Source organism: Enterobacter sp. Res13-Sevr-PEC09-46, from assembly GCF_015672585.1.
In the GTDB taxonomy this organism is placed as follows: Bacteria; Pseudomonadota; Gammaproteobacteria; order Enterobacterales; family Enterobacteriaceae; genus Enterobacter; species Enterobacter hormaechei_C.
The window spans coordinates 26,598-49,809 of sequence record NZ_JADABR010000009.1 but is presented as its reverse complement, the minus strand read 5'-3'; the positions used below and the strand labels follow the sequence as shown (position 1 = coordinate 49,809).

Annotated in this window: 20 protein-coding genes and 1 tRNA gene; 14 read left to right on the top strand and 7 right to left on the bottom strand. The window is 53.9% G+C overall.

The features are described 5' to 3' along the window. Positions 1–71 precede the first annotated feature (71 nt). Together IMQ56_RS05445 and ligB are read right to left on the bottom strand one after the other, a co-directional pair. Positions 72–368, bottom strand: coding sequence for a hypothetical protein (locus IMQ56_RS05445; protein WP_017383628.1), 297 nt, complete (start codon positions 366–368; stop codon positions 72–74). A 704-nt stretch (positions 369–1,072) separates the two neighbouring features. Beyond that, a complete protein-coding gene (ligB, locus tag IMQ56_RS05440; protein WP_045349563.1) occupies positions 1,073–2,743 on the bottom strand; it encodes an NAD-dependent DNA ligase LigB in 1,671 nt (556 codons plus the stop codon). Between the two features lie 250 nt (positions 2,744–2,993). Between ligB and gmk the strand changes: the two genes are divergently transcribed. Genes gmk through recG form a run of 5 tightly spaced genes read left to right on the top strand, consistent with a single transcriptional unit; the run spans position 2,994 to position 8,860 of the window. Next, positions 2,994–3,617 carry a guanylate kinase gene (gene gmk, locus IMQ56_RS05435; protein WP_006177710.1) on the top strand — a complete coding sequence of 208 codons (624 nt, stop codon included), beginning with the start codon at positions 2,994–2,996 and terminating at the stop codon, positions 3,615–3,617. Between the two features lie 54 nt (positions 3,618–3,671). Further along, positions 3,672–3,947: a DNA-directed RNA polymerase subunit omega gene (gene rpoZ, locus IMQ56_RS05430; RefSeq protein ID WP_000135058.1), complete on the top strand. Its 276-nt coding sequence runs from the start codon at positions 3,672–3,674 to the stop codon at positions 3,945–3,947. 19 nt (positions 3,948–3,966) lie between these two features. Further along, on the top strand, positions 3,967–6,081 hold the full coding sequence (gene spoT, locus IMQ56_RS05425) for a bifunctional GTP diphosphokinase/guanosine-3',5'-bis pyrophosphate 3'-pyrophosphohydrolase (RefSeq protein ID WP_003860921.1): 2,115 nt from the start codon (positions 3,967–3,969) through the stop codon (positions 6,079–6,081). 4 nt (positions 6,082–6,085) lie between these two features. Further along, on the top strand, positions 6,086–6,775 hold the full coding sequence (gene trmH / locus IMQ56_RS05420) for a tRNA (guanosine(18)-2'-O)-methyltransferase TrmH (RefSeq protein WP_003860922.1): 690 nt from the start codon (positions 6,086–6,088) through the stop codon (positions 6,773–6,775). Between the two features lie 3 nt (positions 6,776–6,778). Beyond that, positions 6,779–8,860: an ATP-dependent DNA helicase RecG gene (gene recG, locus IMQ56_RS05415; RefSeq protein WP_196063552.1), complete on the top strand. Its 2,082-nt coding sequence runs from the start codon at positions 6,779–6,781 to the stop codon at positions 8,858–8,860. A 3-nt stretch (positions 8,861–8,863) separates the two neighbouring features. Here the strand turns inward: recG and gltS are convergent, their stop codons facing one another. After that, positions 8,864–10,066, bottom strand: a complete 1,203-nt coding sequence (gltS, locus tag IMQ56_RS05410; protein WP_006812438.1) for a sodium/glutamate symporter — start codon at positions 10,064–10,066, stop codon at positions 8,864–8,866. 225 nt (positions 10,067–10,291) lie between these two features. Here gltS and xanP point away from each other — a divergent pair, with 225 nt between their 5' ends. Next, on the top strand, positions 10,292–11,683 hold the full coding sequence (xanP, locus tag IMQ56_RS05405) for a xanthine/proton symporter XanP (RefSeq protein WP_015570053.1): 1,392 nt from the start codon (positions 10,292–10,294) through the stop codon (positions 11,681–11,683). A 118-nt stretch (positions 11,684–11,801) separates the two neighbouring features. Continuing rightward, positions 11,802–13,496 (top strand): AsmA family protein, encoded by a 1,695-nt coding sequence (locus IMQ56_RS05400; RefSeq protein WP_048219257.1) that lies wholly within the window; start codon positions 11,802–11,804, stop codon positions 13,494–13,496. 128 nt (positions 13,497–13,624) lie between these two features. On the opposite strand, the gene yicI is transcribed toward IMQ56_RS05400, so the two are convergent. After that, entirely contained in the window at positions 13,625–15,943 is a 2,319-nt protein-coding gene (gene yicI / locus IMQ56_RS05395; protein WP_048219259.1) for an alpha-xylosidase, read from the bottom strand. Positions 15,944–15,955: 12 nt separating this feature from the next. Continuing rightward, the gene (locus IMQ56_RS05390) at positions 15,956–17,347 is read right to left on the bottom strand and encodes a glycoside-pentoside-hexuronide family transporter (RefSeq protein ID WP_047364913.1); all 1,392 of its coding nucleotides are present in this window, start codon (positions 17,345–17,347) and stop codon (positions 15,956–15,958) included. 287 nt (positions 17,348–17,634) lie between these two features. Here IMQ56_RS05390 and IMQ56_RS05385 point away from each other — a divergent pair. Continuing rightward, a tRNA-Sec gene (locus tag IMQ56_RS05385) sits at positions 17,635–17,729 on the top strand. A gap of 100 nt (positions 17,730–17,829) precedes the next feature. Further along, on the top strand, positions 17,830–19,197 hold the full coding sequence (locus tag IMQ56_RS05380; RefSeq protein WP_196063551.1) for a HEPN domain-containing protein: 1,368 nt from the start codon (positions 17,830–17,832) through the stop codon (positions 19,195–19,197). A 49-nt stretch (positions 19,198–19,246) separates the two neighbouring features. Here IMQ56_RS05380 and IMQ56_RS05375 read toward each other — a convergent pair whose 3' ends face one another. Further along, a complete protein-coding gene (locus IMQ56_RS05375) occupies positions 19,247–19,438 on the bottom strand; it encodes a toxin-antitoxin system HicB family antitoxin (protein WP_032610148.1) in 192 nt (63 codons plus the stop codon). 125 nt (positions 19,439–19,563) lie between these two features. Between IMQ56_RS05375 and IMQ56_RS05370 the strand changes: the two genes are divergently transcribed. From IMQ56_RS05370 to IMQ56_RS05350, 5 genes are all read left to right on the top strand, one after another. Continuing rightward, complete coding sequence (locus IMQ56_RS05370) at positions 19,564–19,905, top strand: SymE family type I addiction module toxin (protein ID WP_048219263.1); 342 nt, start codon at positions 19,564–19,566, stop codon at positions 19,903–19,905. A gap of 50 nt (positions 19,906–19,955) precedes the next feature. Next, complete coding sequence (gene rhuM / locus IMQ56_RS05365) at positions 19,956–20,993, top strand: RhuM family protein (RefSeq protein ID WP_058686471.1); 1,038 nt, start codon at positions 19,956–19,958, stop codon at positions 20,991–20,993. Positions 20,994–21,255: 262 nt separating this feature from the next. Further along, complete coding sequence (gene tssD, locus IMQ56_RS05360) at positions 21,256–21,741, top strand: type VI secretion system tube protein TssD (protein ID WP_017383637.1); 486 nt, start codon at positions 21,256–21,258, stop codon at positions 21,739–21,741. Positions 21,742–21,750: 9 nt separating this feature from the next. After that, positions 21,751–22,116, top strand: a complete 366-nt coding sequence (locus IMQ56_RS05355) for a tlde1 domain-containing protein (protein ID WP_072052498.1) — start codon at positions 21,751–21,753, stop codon at positions 22,114–22,116. After that, entirely contained in the window at positions 22,113–22,700 is a 588-nt protein-coding gene (locus IMQ56_RS05350) for a hypothetical protein (RefSeq protein WP_225561440.1), read from the top strand. The genes IMQ56_RS05355 and IMQ56_RS05350 overlap by 4 nt, the downstream gene beginning before the upstream one ends. Before the next feature lie 32 nt (positions 22,701–22,732). On the opposite strand, the gene IMQ56_RS05345 is transcribed toward IMQ56_RS05350, so the two are convergent. Further along, a complete protein-coding gene (locus IMQ56_RS05345; RefSeq protein ID WP_017383639.1) occupies positions 22,733–23,176 on the bottom strand; it encodes a GNAT family N-acetyltransferase in 444 nt (147 codons plus the stop codon). Positions 23,177–23,212 lie beyond the last annotated feature (36 nt).

Genomic DNA, 23,212 nt, shown 5'->3' with positions numbered 1-23,212 from the left:
GCTTTGATATCGCCACCGGGTCAAGTCGTTGCGCTGTTCAGCGCAAGGCTATATCGCCTTGCGCACCAGCCTTAGCGGGTAACTGTCGTCGTGGAAGTACCATTGCCTGAGTCATCGCCACTGTCGCTTGCCGCGACAACGGCTAACGTCGCTACGCCGGCAATCGCAGCGGTGGTGACAACAGCGGTTGTCCCAATCGCGCCTGCCGCCAGTCCCCCCGTAGTGCCAGCGGTAGTTCCCACCGTTGCTCCGGTTGTTGTACCGGTTGTTGCTGCGCTGGTGCTACCTGCTTCGGTGGTAGCGCCTATAGCAGGCAGGGCAGTCGCCAGCGTGAGTGCCGTCAGCACTGTACAAAGCGTCCTTTTCATTTTTGGTCCTCATTCAAATGAAGGAAAATATGAGCACCTGGAAACCAGGTCCCGGTTAACGGGCATAAAGCCCGGGGCTGAATTCCGGCCCGACAGGGACGGAAAATCATCCATGTAAAAGCCCTGGGCTCTGAACACCAGCGCATATAAACCGCCAGGATATATTTCGGTACCCTTAATTGCTTCAATTGGAGTTCAGATAGTTAACTCCCTCACGGGGTGCAAAAAGAAAGGAAAACGCAGAAGTGATGCGAAATGCACCCCAGCGGTAACTACCTTAAAAATTTTGGATAAGATAATTCTTATAATAATTTGACGCAATGATTTCCGGCAGAATAAATATGACTAATTGTTAACCAGAAAACACTCAACATATTATTAATAAAATAGTTAAAAAACTGAAATTAAAAGCAAAAATACGAACAATACTCAGGCTGCATTGCCTACAACTCCTTCATTCCCGGCTATTGCTCTCGATTAATAGTGATTGAGATCAATTAAGCCGTTCTCTCAAAGAAAATAAAAACGCAAGCAGAGCAAATTCTGAAATTGGGTTCAGGGATAATATTTCCTCAAAATATATTTACCATGAATAATTCATTTATATTCATAATTATTGCGTATATAAACCGCGTCTCATAAATACGCTATTCACGGCAGCGGAAGTGTGCCCCCTCGCCAGTCTGTTCAGGAGCGCACGCAGATTAAAATCCACCGATGTGCTCTGCGGCCAGCCATTTTGCCAGGGCATCAATCTGAGGCTGATGCAGCCAGTTTACGATCTGGCGGGCCTTCTCCTGCCCGACACCCGGCAGCATCCGCCACTCCGCTTCGCTTCGCTGAATCAGCGCCTGCCAGGTGCGATCCCCTGCCGCCTTGAGCGTCGACCGGGCCAGCGGTATTCCCATCGCGGTGATCCAGCGGATAAAAGGCCGCTCCCGCGCCAGGTTAAACTGATGCCACAGCGCAGCGCCATGCGATGCCGATATCCCCGCCGTCGCGGTGAGCTGCGCCTGCGTGAGCTGTAGCCAGGAGAAGAGGTGCTCAAACCGATGCGCCTGATAGAGGGTCCGCCATCCTGATTCGCCCATTCCTTCGATATCTAACGCCTGCCTGGAACTTAGCCACGTCAGCCGGGCAAAAAATTGCTCCATGCACTCCGGGGAGGCATAGAAACAGGTTAAGCCGTTATAGCGCGATGAGGGCGGCTGCGGTTTACGGCGATCCACATTGCGCCACACCACGTTATCCAGCCGGGGAATACCTTGTCCCGCCAGGCTTACCAGCACCTGATCGCCGGGGGCAATATCCAGCCTCTGCCAGCGGTTAACCGACCCTAAGCTGACGCGCTGTACGCGTTTATCGTCGAGCATCAGCGGCTCAAGCTGCGCAATCGCGGTGATCCGCCCGGTACGGCCAACGGTAAAGTGAATCGCTTTGACTTCCGTCACCTGGGCCACAGGAAGGTATTTCCATGCGACGACCCAACTCCCTTCCCCCGGCAGCCATCGCTCGCCCGGCGGCTCTGCCGAGGCGCGAACCACAATGCCATCCGTGGCGAAGGGCAACGAAGCCTTAAACCAAACCGTCCGCTGCGCCTCCACATCAGCCGCGTTTTTAACCGGCACGGTATAGCGGGCCGTCAGGGTAAAACCTGCCTCCGCCAGCGTGGAAAGGCGTGCTTTCATCGCTTTTGGGCCGTTCGGCCAGGCCCAGATAAAAATGCCTGTCTGCTTCAGCGCTGCGCGATCGGTCGCGCGCATCATCGCTCCCGCTACCTTCGCACGCGCGTTCATCCCTCCCATCCGCTGCTGGATATGCCCCTCGCGCAGCAGAAAAAGTTCACCCTGCAACACGCTGTTGGCAAGCGGCCCGGCCAGCGTTTGCGGAATAGCGGGGATCATTCGCGCCTGTGCCGTCCACTCTTCCCCCTGTAAGCCGTCGCCCCGGCTAATCGCCTGCACCAGCTTGCCGTTTTTGTAGACCAGGGTGACCGCAACACCATCCACCTTTGGCTGTACCCAGAGATCCTGCTGCGTCGCCATCCAGCGGCTAAGCGCCTGCTTGCTTTCTACCTTATGCACGCCGGTATGGGCGAAGGGATGTTTCACCGTCCCACTGGCAGCTGGAAGATCGTCGTGCAGCGGTTCATCGTGAAAACAGCGCTGCCACTGTTTTAAGCGGGCGTTAAGCCTGTCGTAAACGTCGTCGCTCACCTCGCTGCGGCCCTGCTTCCAGTAATCATCATTCCAGCGGGTCAGCTGCGCCTTCAGGGCCGCGATCTCCTGCCCGGCTTTAGCCGGTGACCAGACCGGGCAGATAGCCATCGCCCCGCTGCTTAAGAAGATCATCAGTATGCTTATCCATTTCACCATTATTACCCCTCCCTGTTTTGCGAAGGGTATACCCTGCCCGGGAGCCGCAGACCAGCTGCAAAATTGCATTTTACGAGCGCGCTTCAGCGCATTGTTTTTATTGCAGCAAAAAGAAGGTAAAAGCTGAAAACGGCACGCAAAATTTAATCATCCAGGGGAAAAAGTGTGACAAAGGCTACGTCACACAGCGGCGACGTGTATAATAAGCCCGTATGTAGGACTTCTTCGTTAACACATACAAAAGACTCTCATGGCTCAAGGCACGCTTTATATTGTTTCTGCCCCTAGTGGCGCGGGTAAATCCAGCCTTATTCAGGCACTGTTAAAAACCCAACCGTTGTACGATACGCAGGTTTCTGTTTCTCACACCACGCGAGCACCGCGTCCGGGTGAAGTGCACGGCGAACACTATTTCTTTGTGAATCACGACGAATTCAGAGCGATGATTGGCAGAGACGCGTTTCTTGAACACGCAGAAGTTTTCGGTAACTACTACGGTACTTCGCGTGAAACCATTGAGCAGGTTCTGGCGACCGGCGTGAACGTGTTCCTGGATATCGACTGGCAGGGCGCACAGCAAATTCGTAAGAAAATGCCTGATTCGCGCAGTATCTTTATTTTACCGCCATCGAAAGATGAACTGGATCGCCGCCTGCGTGGTCGCGGCCAGGACAGCGAAGAAGTTATCGCGAAGCGTATGGCGCAGGCAGTTGCAGAAATGAGCCATTACGCGGAATATGATTACCTTATTGTGAATGATGATTTTGATGCCGCGCTGAGCGATCTCAAAACTATCCTTCGCGCAGAACGTCTGCGTATGAGCCGCCAGAAGCAGCGACATGACGCATTAATCACCAAACTGTTGGCAGACTGAACCCACTTTCAGTATCATGCCCAGTCATTTCTTCACCTGTGGAGCATTTTAAGTATGGCACGCGTAACTGTTCAGGACGCTGTAGAGAAAATTGGTAACCGTTTTGACCTGGTGCTGGTCGCCGCGCGTCGCGCTCGTCAGATGCAGGTAGGCGGTAAAGATCCGCTGGTACCGGAAGAAAACGATAAAACCACCGTTATTGCACTTCGCGAAATCGAAGAAGGTCTGATCAACAACCAGATCCTCGACGTGCGTGAGCGCCAGGAGCAGCAAGAGCAGGAAGCCGCTGAATTACAAGCTGTTACCGCTATTGCTGAAGGTCGTCGTTAATTAAACCTGCGGGTCGCCCTTGTATCTGTTTGAAAGCCTGAATCAACTGATTCAAACCTACCTGCCTGAAGACCAGATTAAGCGTCTTCAGCAGGCGTATCTCGTTGCACGTGACGCTCACGAGGGCCAGACACGTTCAAGCGGTGAACCCTATATCACGCACCCGGTAGCGGTGGCCTGTATTCTGGCCGAGATGAAACTCGACTACGAAACGCTGATGGCCGCCCTGCTGCACGACGTGATCGAAGATACCCCTGCCACCTACCAGGACATGGAACAGCTGTTTGGCAAAAGCGTTGCCGAGCTGGTGGAAGGGGTCTCTAAGCTTGATAAGCTGAAATTCCGCGACAAGAAAGAGGCGCAGGCCGAAAACTTCCGCAAGATGATCATGGCGATGGTGCAGGATATCCGCGTCATTCTCATCAAACTGGCTGACCGCACCCACAATATGCGCACACTGGGCTCACTTCGCCCGGATAAACGTCGCCGCATCGCCCGTGAAACCCTCGAAATTTACAGTCCGCTGGCGCACCGTTTAGGTATTCATCACATTAAAACCGAGCTGGAAGAGCTGGGTTTTGAGGCGTTGTACCCGAACCGCTATCGCGTGATTAAAGAGGTGGTGAAAGCCGCTCGCGGTAACCGTAAAGAGATGATTCAAAAGATCCTCTCTGAAATCGAAGGGCGTTTGCAGGAAGCGGGCATTCCGTGCCGCGTGAGCGGTCGCGAAAAGCATTTGTACTCTATCTACTGCAAAATGGTGCTCAAAGAGCAGCGTTTTCACTCGATTATGGATATCTACGCGTTCCGCGTCATCGTCCACGATTCAGACACCTGTTATCGCGTGCTGGGGCAGATGCACAGCCTGTACAAGCCGCGTCCGGGGCGCGTCAAAGATTACATCGCCATTCCAAAAGCGAACGGATACCAGTCTTTGCACACCTCCATGATTGGCCCGCACGGTGTCCCTGTTGAGGTGCAGATTCGTACCGAAGATATGGATCAAATGGCTGAGATGGGTGTCGCGGCGCACTGGGCTTACAAAGAGCACGGCGGCGAAAGCAGCACCACCGCGCAAATCCGCGCCCAGCGCTGGATGCAGAGCCTGCTGGAGCTGCAACAGAGCGCAGGTAGCTCGTTTGAATTTATCGAGAGCGTTAAATCCGATCTCTTCCCGGATGAGATTTACGTTTTCACGCCGGAAGGGCGCATTGTCGAACTGCCTGCGGGCGCGACACCGGTCGACTTCGCTTACGCCGTGCATACCGATATCGGCCATGCCTGCGTAGGTGCCCGCGTCGACAGGCAGCCTTATCCGCTGTCGCAGCCGCTCTTCAGCGGACAGACGGTGGAGATCATTACCGCGCCGGGGGCACGTCCTAACGCCGCCTGGCTGAACTTTGTCGTGAGCTCAAAAGCGCGCGCAAAAATCCGCCAGCTGCTGAAAAACCTCAAGCGCGACGACTCCGTTAGCCTGGGGCGTCGTCTGCTCAATCACGCGCTGGGTGGCAGCCGCAAACTGGCAGAGATCCCGCCAGAAAACATTCAGCATGAGCTGGAGCGTATGAAGCTCGCCTCGCTGGATGACCTGCTGGCAGAGATTGGTCTCGGCAACGCCATGAGCGTGGTCGTGGCGAAGAACCTGCAACAAGGCGAAACGACAGCCGTTCCTGCCACCACGCAAAATCATGGTCACCTGCCGATCAAAGGCGCTGACGGGGTGCTCATCACCTTCGCCAAATGCTGCCGTCCTATCCCGGGCGACCCGATTATTGCGCACGTCAGCCCGGGTAAAGGGCTGGTGATCCACCATGAATCCTGCCGTAACATCCGTGGCTATCAGAAAGAGCCTGAGAAGTTCATGGCGGTCGAGTGGGATAAAGAGACGGCGCAGGAATTTATCACTGAAATCAAGGTGGATATGTTCAACCACCAGGGTGCCCTGGCGAACCTGACGGCAGCGATCAACACCGCCTCATCCAACATTCAAAGCCTGAATACGGAAGAAAAAGATGGCCGCGTTTATAGCGCCTTTATTCGCCTGACCGCCCGTGACCGTGTGCATCTGGCCAATATTATGCGCAAGATCCGCGTGATGCCGGACGTCATTAAAGTCACCCGTAACCGAAACTAGCATTATGAATTCAAAACGTTACGAGCGAATCTGCGAAATGCTCGCCAGGCGTCAGCCTGATCTGACGGTCTGCATGGAGCAGGTCCATAAACCTCATAACGTCTCTGCTATCGTCCGCACCGCAGATGCCGTCGGCGTGCATGAAGTCCACGCCGTCTGGCCTGGCGCACGTATGCGTACCATGGCCTCCACCGCCGCAGGCAGCAACAGCTGGGTATCCGTGAAAACTCACCAGACTATTGGTGAAGCGGTCTCGCACCTGAAAGGGCGTGGCATGCAGGTTCTGGCAACCAACCTCTCTGCTAAAGCCGTGGATTTCCGTGAGATCGACTACACCCGTCCGACCTGTATTTTAATGGGCCAGGAGAAAACGGGGATCACGCAGGAAGCACTGGATTTGGCCGATCGGGACATCATCATTCCAATGATCGGCATGGTCCAGTCACTCAACGTGTCGGTCGCCTCAGCGCTGATCCTGTATGAAGCGCAGCGCCAGCGTCAGAATGCCGGAATGTACGAGCGCAGCAACAGCATGCTGCCTGAAGAGGAGCAGCAGCGCCTGCTGTTTGAAGGTGGCTATCCGGTGCTGGCTCGCGTTGCGAAGCAGAAGAAATTGCCTTACCCCCACGTCAACGCGCAGGGCGAAATTGAAGCCGATGCCGAGTGGTGGTCCACCATGCAGTACGCGGGGTAAATCATGAAAGGCCGCCTGCTGGACGCCATACCGCTCAACAGCCTGACGGGCGTGGGCGCGGCTCAAAGCAGTAAACTGGCGAAGATTGGCCTGCACACCGTGCAGGATCTCCTGCTCCACCTCCCCCTGCGTTACGAAGACCGTACCCAGCTTTATAAAATTGGCGATCTGCTGCCCGCTATTTACGCCACCGTTGAAGGGGAAGTGCTGAACTGCAACATCACCTTTGGCGGACGCAGAATGATGACCTGCCAGATCAGCGACGGCACCGGCATTCTCACCATGCGCTTTTTCAACTTCAATGCGGCAATGAAAAACAGCCTTGCCACTGGACGACGCGTACTTGCGTACGGTGAAGCCAAACGGGGCAAATACGGCGCGGAGATGATCCACCCGGAATACCGCGTGCAGGGCGATCTCAGCTCACCTGAGCTACAGGAGACGCTCACGCCGGTCTATCCAACCACTGAAGGCATTAAGCAGGCTACGCTGCGCAAGCTCACCGACCAGGCGCTGGAGCTGCTCGATACCTGCGCCATTAACGAGCTGCTGCCGCCGGAGCTGGCACAGGGCATGATGAGCCTGCCGGAGGCGTTGCGCACCCTGCACCGTCCACCGCCAACGCTTCAGCTTGTTGATTTAGAAAGCGGTAAACACCCCGCCCAACGGCGTCTTATCCTTGAGGAATTACTGGCTCACAACCTGAGCATGCTGGCCCTGCGCGCAGGTGCGCAGCGTTTCCACGCGCAGCCATTAAGCCAGCGTGATGAGCTCAAAGATAAGCTGCTGGCCTCACTGCCGTTTAAACCCACCGGCGCCCAGGCGCGGGTGACTGCCGAGATCGAACGCGATATGGCGCTGGATGTGCCAATGATGCGCCTGGTGCAGGGCGACGTGGGTTCCGGGAAAACGCTGGTCGCCGCGCTGGCCGCTTTGCGCGCCATCGCCCACGGTAAGCAGGTGGCGCTGATGGCGCCGACGGAACTGCTGGCCGAGCAGCACGCCAACAATTTCCGGAACTGGTTTGCCCCGCTGGGAATTGAAGTGGGCTGGCTGGCCGGGAAGCAGAAGGGCAAAGCGCGCCTTGCGCAGCAGGAAGCCATTGCCAGCGGGCAGGTGCAGATGATTGTCGGCACGCACGCCATTTTCCAGGAACAGGTGCAGTTTAACGGCCTGGCGCTGGTCATTATCGACGAACAGCACCGCTTTGGTGTTCATCAGCGTCTGGCGCTGTGGGAGAAAGGTCTGCAACAGGGCTTCCACCCGCATCAGCTGATCATGACCGCCACGCCGATTCCGCGCACCCTGGCGATGACGGCCTATGCCGATCTGGATACCTCCACCATCGACGAGCTGCCGCCGGGCCGTACGCTGGTGACGACGGTCGCCATTCCGGACACGCGCCGCAGCGACATCATTGACCGCGTGCGCAACGCCTGCACCCACGAAGGACGTCAGGCTTACTGGGTCTGTACCCTGATTGAAGAGTCTGAGCTGCTGGAAGCGCAGGCTGCCGAAGCCACGTGGGAAGAGTTAAAGCTCGCCTTGCCGGAGCTGAACGTCGGTCTGGTTCACGGGCGCATGAAGCCTGCCGAGAAGCAGGCGGTGATGCAGTCGTTTAAACAGGGCGAACTGCATTTACTCGTTGCGACCACGGTCATCGAAGTGGGCGTGGACGTGCCGAACTCCAGCCTGATGATTATTGAGAATCCGGAGCGTCTCGGCCTGGCGCAGCTCCACCAGCTTCGCGGGCGCGTGGGCCGTGGCGCGATCGCCTCTCACTGCGTGCTGCTCTACAAAGCCCCGCTGTCGAAAACCGCGCAGATGCGTTTGCAGGTATTACGCGACAGCAATGACGGCTTCGTGATTGCGCAAAAAGATCTGGAGATCCGCGGCCCGGGTGAACTGCTGGGCACACGTCAGACGGGTAACGCCGAATTTAAAGTGGCGGATTTGTTGCGCGATCAGGCCATGATCCCCGAAGTACAACGCCTTGCGCGTCATATTCATGAACGCTACCCCGAACAGGCGGCAGCGTTAATTGAACGCTGGATGCCGGAAACCGAGCGGTATTCCAACGCCTGACGATCAGCCAAACATCGGCAGCATCAGGTAGAGCTTAATGACCAGCGCGTTGACGATATCAATGAAGAATGCGCCCACCATCGGCACCACCAGAAACGCCATGTGCGACGGGCCGAACCGTTCGGTGATCGCCTGCATATTCGCGATGGCCGTTGGCGTCGCTCCCAGACCAAATCCACAGTGACCCGCAGCCAGTACCGCCGCATCATAGTTTTTGCCCATCATGCGCCAGGTAACAAAGATGGCATACAGCGCCATGAACACGGCCTGCACCGCCAGGATCGCCACCATCGGCAGCGCCAGCGAGGCCAGTTCCCACAGCTTGAGGCTCATCAGCGCCATCGCCAGGAACAGCGACAGGCTGACGTTCCCCAGCACGGACACTGCGCGCTCAAAGACGCGGTAGAAGCCCATCTGCGCCAGACCGTTGCTCAGGATCACCCCGATAAACAGCACGCAGACAAAGGTTGGCAGTTCGAAAGCCGTTCCCGCCAGCCATTGCGCAACGATTTTGCCCACGGTTAGGCAGATGGCAATCATGGCGATGGTTTCAATCATCACCAGCGAGGTGATGCTGCGGCCAACGTCCGGTTTTTCAAATGCTGTCGGCACCATTTCATCGTCTGGCCTGCCTTCCGGCGTGGTGGAGTGTTTCACCAGATAGCGCGCTACCGGGCCGCCAATCAGCCCGCCAAGCACCAGGCCAAAGGTCGCGCAGGCCATTGCCACTTCCGTTGCGTTTTCAAAGCCATAGCGTTCGATGAACAGCTTGCTCCACGCCGCGCCCGTTCCGTGGCCACCTGACAGGGTAATCGACCCCGCCAGCAGACCCATCAGCGGATCCAGCCCCAGCAATGACGCCATACCGATGCCGATGGCGTTTTGCATCAGCAGCAGGCCCACCACAACAATCAGAAACACGCCCAGTACCTTGCCGCCCGAACGCAGGCTTGCGAGGTTAGCGTTCAGGCCGATAGTGGCAAAGAAGGCCAGCATCAACGGATCTTTCAGGGACATATCAAAATCGATTTCCCAGCCCATGCTTTTTTTCAGCACCAGCAGGGCCAGCGCCACCAGCAATCCACCGGCGACAGGTTCAGGAATGGTGTACTTTTTCAGAAAGGAAACACTGTGTACCAGCTTGCGACCAAGCAGAAGAACCAGCGTTGCGGCAACAAGGGTCGACAACGTATCGAGATGAATCATAAAAGGCTCCTGTTATGCGCGTGTTCCATACACACGCGGCGTTATCCTGGGCCGGGTGATGCTCGTCATGAGCCGCCGGCGCGAAAAGTGTAATTTTTTTTTCCTGTTCGTTGTAGAAAACCTGCTCACACCGGCAGATTTTCTCTCTTTTTTTTGCTGGCAATCGTTTGCTTTTACCAGGTGGTCAGCTAAAATGCCCGCTTTTCCACCGTGGGATTGCCGCCGATGTCTGTTAACACTCTGGAGTCTGCTGATGCGCAACCGATTGCGCAGAAGCAAAACAGCGAACTGATTTACCGCCTTGAAGATCGTCCCCCGCTGCCTCAAACCCTGTTTGCCGCCTGCCAGCACCTGCTGGCGATGTTCGTTGCGGTCATCACGCCGGCTCTGCTGATTTGCCAGGCGCTGGGGTTACCGGCACAGGATACGCAACACATCATCAGTATGTCTCTGTTCGCTTCCGGCGTGGCCTCCATCATTCAAATTAAAGCCTGGGGTCCGGTGGGCTCGGGTTTGCTGTCGATTCAGGGCACCAGCTTTAACTTTGTGGCGCCGCTGATCATGGGCGGTACGGCACTGAAAACCGGCGGCGCAGATGTCCCGACGATGATGGCGGCGCTTTTCGGCACCCTGATGCTGGCAAGCTGCACAGAGATGATCATTTCCCGCGTTCTGCACCTGGCGCGCCGGGTGATCACCCCGCTGGTCTCCGGCGTGGTGGTGATGATTATCGGCCTGTCACTGATCCAGGTGGGTCTGACCTCCATCGGGGGCGGCTACGCGGCAATGAGCGACCATACCTTCGGCGCGCCGAAAAACCTGCTGCTGGCAGGCGTCGTGCTGGCGATCATTATTCTGCTTAACCGCCAGCGTAACCCGTACCTGCGCGTGGCATCGCTGGTGATCGCCATGGCGGCCGGTTACCTGCTGGCGTGGGCGCTGGGCATGCTGCCGGAAAACACCACCCCAACCAACAGCGCGTTGATTACCGTGCCAACGCCGCTCTACTACGGCCTGGGCATTGACTGGAGTCTGCTCCTGCCGCTGATGCTGGTCTTTATGATCACTTCGCTGGAAACCATTGGCGATATCACCGCCACCTCCGACGTGTCCGAGCAGCCGGTCTCCGGCCCACTGTACATGAAACGTCTGAAAGGCGGCGTGCTGGCGAACGGACTGAACTCGTTTGTCTCGGCGGTGTTCAACACCTTCCCGAACTCCTGCTTTGGCCAGAACAACGGCGTGATCCAGCTGACCGGTGTGGCCAGCCGCTACGTGGGCTTCGTGGTAGCGCTGATGCTGGTGGTCCTCGGCCTGTTCCCGGCGGTGAGCGGGTTTGTGCAGCACATCCCTGAGCCGGTGCTGGGCGGCGCGACGCTGGTCATGTTCGGTACCATCGCGGCCTCTGGCGTGCGTATCGTCTCCCGCGAGCCGCTGAACCGCCGCGCAATCATGATTATTGCGCTGTCTCTCGCCGTAGGGCTTGGCGTCTCCCAGCAGCCGATGATTTTGCAGTTTGCCCCGGACTGGGTGAAAAACCTGCTCTCTTCCGGCATCGCCGCGGGCGGTATTACCGCTATTGTGCTGAATCTCATTTTCCCGCCTGAAAAGAACTGATCCCCACACGGCAGGCTGTCAATGCCTGCCGTGACATCTCTTTACACCATTCCCGCCTTGAGCATTGCGCATAAATCGTGCATAACACCCTTATGTGCGTTTCGCGGGAAGGAAGACCATGAAATTTATTGGAAAGCTGCTTATCTATCTTCTGGTAGCCCTGCTCATTGTAGTGCTCGCCTTTTATTTTCTGCTCCAGACCCGCTGGGGCGCATCGCAGGTCAGCAGCTGGATCACGGTGAATACCGATTACGAGCTCAACTTTGACCTGATGGATCACCGCTTTTCATCCCCTTCTCACATCCTTCTGGAAAACGTTACCTTCGGACGAGATGGCAAACCGGCCACGCTGGTCGCTAAAAAAGTGGATATTGGCTTAAGCAGCCGCCAGATCACCGACCCGCTGCATATGGATGCCATCACCCTGTTCGATGGCACGCTGAATTTATCGCCGCAGACGGCGCCGCTGCCGTTCCAGGCCGACCGTCTGCAACTGAATAACATGGCCTTTAACAGCCCGAATACGGAGTGGGATCTCAGTGCGCAAAAGGTGACCGGCGGCGTCAGCCCGTGGCAGCCCGAGGCGGGGAACGTACTCGGGAAAAATGCGCAAATCCAGATGAGCGCCGGGTCGCTCACGCTCAACGGCATACCGGCCAACAACGTGCTGATTCAGGGACAACTCAACGGCAAAGAGGTGGTGCTGAATACCATCGGTGCCGATATGGCGCGCGGCTCGCTGACGGGCTCGGCTCTGCGTAATGCCGACGGTGGCTGGGTTATCAACACCCTGCGTCTGAATGAGATCCGCCTGCAAAGCGACAAATCGCTGCTGGATTTCTTCGCCCCTCTCTCCACCCTGCCTTCGTTACAGATTGGGCGGCTGGAAGTGACCGATGCCCGTCTACAGGGGCCAGACTGGGCGGTAACCGACCTCGATCTCAGCCTGCGTAACCTCACCCTGAGTAAAGGTGACTGGCAAAGCCAGAAGGGACGGTTATCCATGAACGCCAGCGAATTTATCTACGGCTCGCTGCATCTGTTTGACCCTATCCTGAATGCGGAATTCTCCCCGCAGGGCATTGCGCTGCGTCAGTTCACCTCCCGCTGGGAAGGGGGCATGGTGCGCACCTCCGGCAACTGGCTGCGCGAGGGTCAGGCGCTGGTGCTGGACGACGTTGCCATTGCCGGGCTGGAATATACGCTTCCGGAAAACTGGAAAACGCTGTGGATGGACCCGCTTCCGGCATGGCTGAACAGCGTGACGCTGAAAAAATTTGGCCTGAGCCGCAACCTGGTGATCGACATCGATCCGGCGTTCCCGTGGCAGATCACCTCCCTCGACGGTTATGGCGCTAATCTGCGGCTGGCGCAGGATCACAAGTGGGGCGTGTGGGGCGGTAACGCAATCCTCAACGGGGCGGCAGCAACCTTTAACCGCGTCGACGTGCGTCGCCCGTCGCTGGCGCTGAATGCCAACGCCGCAACGGTAAATATTACCGATCTGAGCGCCTTTACCGAGAAAGGGATCCTGGAAGCAACCGCCACCGTGTCACAGCTGCCACAGCGACAAACCACCGTGAGCCTGAACGGGCGCGGTGTACCACTCAACGTTATGCAGCAGTGGGGCTGGCCAGCGCTGCCGATTGCGGGCGACGGCAATATTCAGCTCACCGCCAGCGGAAGCGTGCAGGCCAATGCGCCGCTGAAGCCGACGGTGAACGGGAAGCTGAGCGCGGTGAATATGGATAAACAGCAGGTGCAACAGACCATGACGGGTGGTGTGGTGTCGACGGTGGCTCCGGCACAGTAAAAAGCCGGGTGGCGGCTTCGCCTTACCCGGCCTACGAGGTTTTGGTTCCTTCTACCGTGGGTGAGGGCATCAGACCGCATAATTACCGTAGGCCCGGTAAGCGAAGCGCCACCGGGCATTTTTCCAGCTCAGAGGTGAACCACCACCTCATCCCCCTCGGCTTTCACCACCACACCCCATTCGCTGCCCGCATGTGAACCGCCTTTTACGCCGCCGACCTTCTGCACGTTGCGCAAGCACACCGACCAGTTTTGCGCATCTCCCGCGCCGGTAAAGGTCACGACGTCGCCCTGACGTGACGCCTTCAGCGTAAACACCACAGAGCCGTCCGCCGCAGGCACTTCACTTACCGCCGTTGCGCCATCGCTCAGGTTGAAGAGCTGGAAGGCCGTCCCCTCGTGCCACGCATAGTCCGGCTTCTGGTTATTGTTACCCAGCGCCAGCAGCGTGTTGTCGCGCACATAGACCGGCAGGCTCTGGAAATCGTGCTGCTGCTTATGCCAGCGGCTACCCTCGATTTCATCGTTGTGCCACAGGTGCGTCCAGCGCCCTTCCGGCAGGTAGAACTGCACGTCGCCCGCCTCGGAGAACACCGGCGCCACCATCATTGAATCCCCCAACATGTACTGGCGGTCGAGGTAATCGCACGCCGGATCGTCCGGGAACTCCAGCATCATCGCCCGCAGCATCGGCGTGCCGAACTCGCGGGCCAGCGCCGCCTGACGATACAGGTACGGCATCAGCTGGCATTTCAGCTGCGTGAAGTGGCGCACCACATCGCAGGACTCGTCATCGTACGCCCACGGCACGCGATAGGATTTGCTGCCGTGCAGGCGGCTGTGGCTGGAGAACAGCCCGAACGCGCACCAGCGTTTGTAGACGTGCGCCGGAGCGGTGTTTTCGAACCCGCCGATATCGTGGCTCCAGAACCCGAAGCCGGACAGCCCAATCGACAGCCCGCCGCGCAGGCTTTCGGCCATCGACTCATAGTTGGCGTAGCAGTCGCCGCCCCAGTGTACCGGGAACTGTTGCGCACCCACGGAGGCAGAACGGGCAAACAGCACCGCCTCTTCTTCTCCCACCGTCTCTTTCAGCACGTTCCACACCAGCTCGTTATAAATGTAGGCGTAGTGGTTGTGCATCTTCTGCGGATCGGAACCGTCAAACCACTGGACGTCCGTCGGGATACGCTCGCCGAAGTCGGTCTTGAAGCAGTCGACGCCGATCGCCACCAGGCCTTTCAGCTTGTCGGCATACCACCGGCACGCGTCCGGGTTGGTGAAGTCGTAGATTGCCAGCCCCGGCTGCCATTTGTCCCACTGCCACAGGGAGCCGTCCGGGCGCTTGAGCAGGTAGCCCTTCTCTTTCAACTCCCGGAAGATCGGCGATTTCTGGCCGATGTACGGGTTGATCCACACGCAGACCTTCAGCCCTTTCTCTTTCAGGCGGCGGATCATGCCTTCCGGATCGGGGAAGGTCACCGGGTCCCACTCGAAGTCGCACCACTGGAAGGCCTTCATCCAGAAGCAGTCGAAGTGGAACACGTGCAGCGGCAGGTCGCGCTCGGCCATGCCGTCGATAAAGCTGTTCACCGTCGCTTCGTCATAGTTAGTGGTGAAGGAGGTGGTCAGCCACAGGCCGAACGACCAGGCAGGCGGCAGCGCCGGACGCCCGGTGAACTGCGTATAGCGGTTCAGCACCTCTTTCGGCGTCGGGCCGTCGATCACAAAGTACTCGAGATACTCCCCTTCCACGCTGAACTGCACTTTGGAGACCTTCTCGGAGCCGACTTCAAACGAGACATTTTCCGGATGATTCACCAGCACGCCGTAGCCGCGGTTGGTCAGGTAGAACGGAATGTTTTTGTAGGACTGTTCGGTGCTGGTGCCGCCGTCGCGGTTCCAGGTTTCGACCGTCTGGCCGTTGCGCACCAGCGCGGTAAAGCGCTCGCCCAGGCCGTAGACCGTTTCGCCCACGCCCAGATCCAGACGTTCGAACACGTAATTGCGGTCGGTATTGCTGTCCTGCACGTAGCCGTTGTTTTTCAGCTGGCTGCCGGTAATGCGCTGGCCGTTACGCAGGAAATCCAGCGCCCAGAACTCGCCTTTGGCGACGCGCACGCTGACGCTGCCGCTTTTCAGCTCGGCAAATTCGGCGTTGTTTTCAATCTCAACTTTTACATCCTTCAGAACGTTCAGCGGATAGTGCGGGCCGTTGTTCAGCGCACCCTGGAAGTGCTCAATGCGCACCCCGACAATCCCTTCCTGCGGGGCAAACAGGCGCACCGTGAACATCAACGTGTCGAGCTGCCAGGTGCGTTCGCGCACGTCACGCGGCGCCACATACACCACCAGGTCATTGTCCTGCTGCTCCACGTCGAACACCTGCACCGGATAGGTCACATTCAGGCCCGGTTGAATAAGCCAGTTTCCATCACTGATTTTCATGCTTACGTCCTCTTAGTTCTGCAATTCTTTGCTGACCGGCAGGTTTTCAAACTCCTGCTGATTGCGGCGCGCGCCCTGCGCCAGCTCGCGCAGAATTTTGGTCAGGAAAGGGGTTTTCAGCGTGTAGTAGCGCCTGGCGATAATGGCGCTCAGCACGTAGCAGACCGCCGGGGCCAGGGTAAACAGGCCGATAATGATGCTGATGGTCACGCTGTTCTGGGTTTTGGCTGCCGCGTCGTAGCCGCCGCCTGCCAGCATCCAGCCGATCATCGCCCCGCCCAGCGCCAGGCCGAGCTTCAGCACGAACAGCGTGCCCGCAAAGCTGATGCCGGTCAGTCGTTTGCCGTTGGTCCATTCGCCGTAGTCGACGGTATCGGACATCATAACCCACTGAATCGGCGTCACCAGCTGGTGCAGCACGCCGATAACGAAGATGAAGCCGAACATCAGGACGGTGGCATGCATCGGCACGAAGAACATCGCCACGCTGACCACCGCCAGCGCGGCGTTGGTCCACCAGAAGATGCTGACCTTGCACTTCCAGTCGGTGAGCGGTTTCGCCAGCGCGGAGCCAATCAGGTTGCCGACGCAGTAGGTGGTGAGGAACGCGACGAACACCTCCTGCGAGCCCATGATCCAGGTGCAGTAGTACATCATCGCGCCGCCGCGCACGCATACGGCGAGAATGTTGAGGATGGTGAGCACGCCGACGATGCGCCACTGGTCGTTGTGCCAGATGTCGCGCAGGTCTTCCCGCATGGAGGTGGTGCTCGGCGGCACCTGGATGCGCTCTTTGGTGGTGAAGAAGCAGAACGCCAGCATCAGGAACGCGACCACCGACAGCACGGCGATCCCGCCCTGGAAGCCGAACGCTTTGTCATCACCGCCAATCAGGTTCACCAGCGGCATCATCAGCACCGTGGAGAGCATGCCGCCCGCCGTCGCCAGCACGAAGCGCCAGGACTGGAGGGAGATACGCTGCGTCGGGTCGTTGGTGATCACGCCGCCCAGCGCGCAGTACGGGATGTTGACCACGGTATAGAGCAGGGTCAGCAGGGTGTAGGTGATGGCGGCGTAAACCATTTTACCGTTGAGGCTGAGGTCCGGCGTGGTATACGCCAGCACGCAGACGATGCCGAACGGGATCGCGCCGAACAAAATCCACGGGCGGAACTTGCCCCAGCGGCTGCGGGTGCGGTCGGCAATCAGCCCCATGCACGGGTCGGAGATCGCATCCAGCGCGCGGGCCAGCAGGAACATGGTGCCGACAAACCCGGCGGGAATACCAAAAATATCGGTGTAGAAAAACATCATATAAAGCATGACGTTATCAAAAATGATATGGCTGGCGGCGTCTCCCATGCCGTAGCCAATCTTCTCTTTTACTGACAGTACTTCGCTCATATTTTTATCCTTCACGCTGTAGGGGGCGCTGAGACCGGTTACCGTTTTTTAAACCATTGTTTCAGGGGCGGGTATTGCGTTTTCTGGTTAAGAGATTACGTTTCTTGTTTTTTGTGATCGGGATAAAAGTTGATGAGCACGAAATGCTAACCTGAGGATTTTCTTAAGAATTAGCTGAAACAGGGGGGTTAAGGTCAAAAGAGAGGTGAAAAAAGTGGTGTGGGGTATGTGGTAAATGCCTGAAAGTAGCTATAATGCGCCCCGCCTCCATGTAGCAATGCAGGCGCGGAAGATCGTCATCTCCGGTGAGGTGGCTGGACTTCAAATCCAGTTGGGGACGCCAGCGTTCCCGGGCAGGTTCGACTCCTGTGATCTTCCGCCAAAATTTTAAATTCCCCCCATAAAATTCATTAGAAATTTAACTATCCTTCCTAAATATATTATTATAACACCCACTATCATTGAAATTAAGAATTAATAAAATGAGAATTACTAAAGCCAGAATTAACACAATTCGTTTTATTATCTCTGAATCCATGAGAATTGACGATGAGATTTTAAAAGCATTGAAAAATAAAAATTACAATGAATTTCATCAAAAAGAGTATGGGGAAGGGTTGGCTGGATTAGGCATGTCTATAAGCTCACCGAATGATTTCACAGAAGAATATAAACATGACCCAAGAAGAGAAATAAAACTTTCTAACAAATCTAAATCTGCCATACTTCATATGCTAAATGAACTCATTAAAGAAGTAAACTTAGAGATGAACTCAACAACCAATGAGTTTTATATTGAATTTAAAAAGATATTTTATAATCATTTCTTTCTTGGTGATGGAAATATAGATCATGATGGTTGTCTTAAAATACTTAATGAAGTGGTCAATAGAATAAAAGACAGTCTACTCGACGAAGATTTTTATTTCCCGATACTAGCCAACGGTCTAGAAAAAGATGAGATAAATTTAGGTATCGCTTCGATCATTCCCAAAGAAAACATCTTCTCGGATATCCAACCCAATTTTACAACCGACGTAATTGAACTAGCCGAAGAGTTTTGTAATTCACAATTACATCCTTATAAACACTTCCTTAAAATAACCATAAAAAACTGCTCTAAAGAGAGAAGGAAGTATTTATCTAAGCAAATCGCCAACTTTATCGTTGGAATAATACAATTATTTAGTGAACATTTTCACATAGATTCAGACGTGGTTGCTTTATCATTAAACCCGTATCCTAACTACGAGTCCTTTTACATTACAAATAATGATGATGGATACAATTATTGTTTTTCGAGCAAAGGAACAATTGTTCATAGCGCAGTGTTTTGGCAAAAATTCAAACAAGAGAATGCATCAGAACTTGGTAGCATAATAAAACAGACTATAATTCATGCAACAACCCCAAAATCGAATCCCATTTTAGTGGATAGGCTTATAGATGCAATATTTATTTTTAGAAGTGCAATGCAAGATAATGATGACTCATCAAAAATCGTAAAACTAACTACAGCACTTGAACGCCTTGTAAACACACAAAAAGATAACATCACTTCCACATTTATAAATAGAGTTACACTTCTGCTGAATATGTACCATAAAGACAACAGCGACTGGAGTAGCATAGCAAAAGAAATGTATAACTATCGCTCAGAAATCGTACATGGTTCGTGGTCACTTTATCGTCAAACAAAACCGTTATATGCCGGCCGATATAGTGAACTTACCAGCAAAGCTCTTATATCAGCATGTATAGGTTTCTTTCACGTTGGCTTAAAAAGAGAGGATGACATAAAGTTAATTAATTCTTTTTATGATTATCTTTCCAAAAATAACCAATCCTAACTTACATACCTAACCTTCAATCAGTAATTAAATCACATTGGGAAATTAATCACCCTCTTGGTTCTTTTCCTTTCTTCCTTAGCGCTTCCCTCGCTAGTTCTTTCAACCAACTAGCAAGACTCACCCCTTCCTCAGCCGCTACCGCATCCAACTGTTCCTTCAATGCCGGATCAATACGCATCTTAAACTGCGGAGATTGTCCGCCGCCTTTTGGTTTTTTTTCGCGCGATATGATTGACATGAGGCCACCTATCCACCTACTCTGACACACATAGGAGGCCACCTAATCCTCCTGTATTAGCAACGCTCCGAAGTGCGGGAACACAACCGGAGCGTCTAACCTCACCAACTATCAAGGAGTTGATTATGGCTGATTCGCATTCTACCCCAGACACCGACCAATCCGGAACCGAGCGTTCGTTAATTGTGGGTTACCGCCCGAATGTTTACGACAAATCTACCCCAAAAATCATCCTTTCCGGCAAGTGGCTGCGCGTGGCGGGGTTTGATACCGGACAGCAGGTCACGGTAAAGGTCATGAAAGGATGCATCGTTCTGGTGGCGTATAACGAGCAGGAGCAGCGTTTGCAGGATGATTATAAACGGACGAAAGCAAAGCTTATTGAGATAGAGGACGCGCTTGCAGCGATCCAAATTCCACATGCTGGAAAGCGCCTCGCAAAATCAAATACAAACCACCTGGCTTAGCGGCTGTTTCTGGCATACTACCTGCCTGGTGCATTAGATGTGGAGGCGACATGGCAGATAAAGACGTAATCCAATCCCCGGCAGGCGAATTTGTTATGTTTGCCAGTGATGATGGAACGGTTCGCATCACATGTCGCTTTGAACATGAAACACTCTGGCTGTCGCAAGCAGCCATTGCGTCTCTTTACCAGGTCACCCCTCAAGCTATTACTCAGCATATTAAAGCTATTTACGAAGAAGGTGAGCTTGAACAAAAAGCAACTTGTAAGGCTTACTTACAAGTTCAGCAAGAAGGTCAGCGCAAGGTCAATCGCAACACACTTCACTATAGCCTGCCCGTCATTCTCGCCATCGGCTATCGCGTCCGATCCACGCGAGGTACGCAGTTCCGCCAGTGGGCCACCCAAACGCTCCAGGAATACCTGGTTAAAGGCTTCGTTATGGACGACGAGCGCCTGAAAAATCCGCCTGTGGGATCTTCCGCCGTCCCTGACTATTTCGATGAAATGCTGGAACGCATTCGCGATATACGTGCCAGCGAACGCCGGGTCTACCTTCGCGTGAGGGAGATTTTCGCATTAGCTGCTGACTATCAGCCGTCGCTCAAAGAAACCACGCAATTCTTTCAGACCATCCAGAATAAACTGCATTTTGCCTGCACTGGGCACACCGCTGCTGAGTTGATTCACCAACGTGCGGACGCCACTCAACCGCATATGGGGCTGACCAGCTATAAAGGCGAAGAAGTCCGTAAAAGCGATGTCACCACCGCAAAAAATTATCTGTCTCAGGATGAGGTGAGCGAGCTTAATCGCGTCGTTAATATGTGGCTCGATTTTGCCGAAGATCAGGCCAAACGCCGCAAGCAGGTATTTTTACGAGACTGGCAAACCAAGCTCGATCAGTTTCTGCAATTTAATGACCGGGACGTTTTAGAAGGAGCAGGCAAAATCAGCAAGAAAACGGCTGATGAAAAGGCGTGCTCAGAATACCTCGAGTTTGAAAAAAAGCAGCGCCTGCTGAAAGAAGCCGAAGGTAAGAAAGATATCGCCAGCTTATTAAAATGGGATAAGCAGGCTAAGCGCTAATCCCGGCATAGGTTCATTATTCAATGATATTCATCATTTCAATATTTGATGCTTTTTTAGTGACTATTATTCTTGCGATGGAAGAATAGTCATAAATCAACATTATAAATTTTTAAACGTCAATTGATACCATCCATATCTCGCAACTACAACTTTCTATTAAACCAACCGAAATTCTTTAACATTCCTGTTTTGAAATGAAAGTCACAATTTAAATCCATTATGAAGAGTAGTTTCCCTCAGTCTATAAAAGGAGATTGAGATGGCTATACCTGTTTACTTATGGCTCGAGGATGATTCAGGCCGGAGGATTAATGGATCTGTCGATATAAAAGATCGCGAAGGTTCAATAGAAGTGATTGAATTTATGCATTCTATAGAACAACCTATAGATAAATTCTCCGGTAAAATCACTGCAAAACGCATTTGTAGTACCTATGCATTCATGAAAGAGATTGATTCATCATCCTCTTATCTATACAAAGCCTTATGCACTGGGCAAACACTTAAAAAAGCAGAGTTCATATTTTACAGAATCAACTATAACGGACTTGAAGAGGCTTACTTTAAGACAACTTTAGAAAATGCAAGAGTAGTTCAAATTGAACCACTCATGTTTGACATTAAACTACCGCGAAACGAACGCTATACACATTGTGAATATGTAGATCTAACATATGAAAAAATAACATGGCATTACATAGATGGAAACATCATTCATTCTGATACCTGGAAGGAACGCGCTTAAGGAGAAAGTATGTCCTGGGAATATGATGTAAAAGAGCACAAATTTTATCTGGATGGTGTCTACCAATTTGATGCAGATTACGCAGGTGCTAGTGGTTACAAAAACGATCCGTCACAAGAATGTGTAAAAAACAGCGGACCGCTGCCACGAGGTACCTACACTATTGGGTCCCCTCATAATTCAGCCCACACCGGGAAATATACTCTCAGCCTCACGCCCTACTCGACAAATGAGATGTGTGGTAGAGACTCATTTAAAATACATGGTAAAAGCAGTTTGCACCCTGACGACTCTTCAGAGGGCTGCATCATTGCTCCTCTGAGTGCCAGAAGGAGTATCTGGAAAAGCAACGATACGGTATTGATAGTCAAATGAAGCGTTTATTTTGTTTATTGCCATTACTCGTTGCAGTCAGTTCGCACGTCTCAGCAACGGAAATGACCGGCTTCGCGACCGAGTATTACGATGAAGACGGATCATTGACGGAAATTTCTACAACAGTGCCCCTTTCACCGACCATCGCTATAGGCAAGCAAGCCGTACGAATGGAGGTTACTCACCTGTCAGATATCACCAGCACACCAGTTAACAAAGACAGCTCAGCACGCTGGGTCTGCCTTCATGACGACGATGGCACGAATTACTGGTTCATTTCTGATAACGAAATGGGTGCAGGATTGTTAACTGCGCTAGTTATTGCCAAAGATGGCATCCATAAAGAGTGTGCTAAAACAACGGAACCTGTCAGCGTCTCAGTCGCGAATGTTCCATTGTTGAATGCTACTCACAGGAATCTAATTGAAATGTTCGGCAAGAAAGGGATCGCCAAAAAGAAAGCGATACTTTTTTATCAGGAGACGCCAGTACAGAATGGATTCATCCAGAGTAATACGGTCTCGTATTACTTCGATGGCGAAAAAGTGCGTGGTGTAATCATCGGGCAAATTACCAGTAACTAGCTTGCAGACGCCCTCTCCAGAGGGAGAGGGCGTTAAGCCTGTCCACTCAACCGCATATGCAACAGCGGAAACGGATTCCCCTGCCCGTCCAGCTCCGAGCGCCCGACCTGCTCAAACCCCATATGACGATAAAACGCCACCCCCTGCGGATTCTGCTCGTTCACATCCACTTCATTTACGCCGAATTCTGCAATGGCATATTGCAGCAGCATTTTCCCGATACCCTTCCCCCGGCTCGCATCATCCACAAACAGCATTTCAATGCGATTTTTATCCACGCCCAAAAAGCCGTGAATAATACCCACGTCATCCCGGGCAATCACAACCCTGAGATTAGGCAAATATGCGTTGAGCAATAACGGACGCAGCGCCGCGATATCGCTTTCCTGCAAAAAGCGGTGCGTGGCGCGAACGGACGACTCCCAGACTGCGACGAGGCGTTCAAATTGTGAGGGGTGTGCGGCTTCTATTTTCATGGTGATATTCCGGTTGAGTAAAGTTTCAGGGCAGCA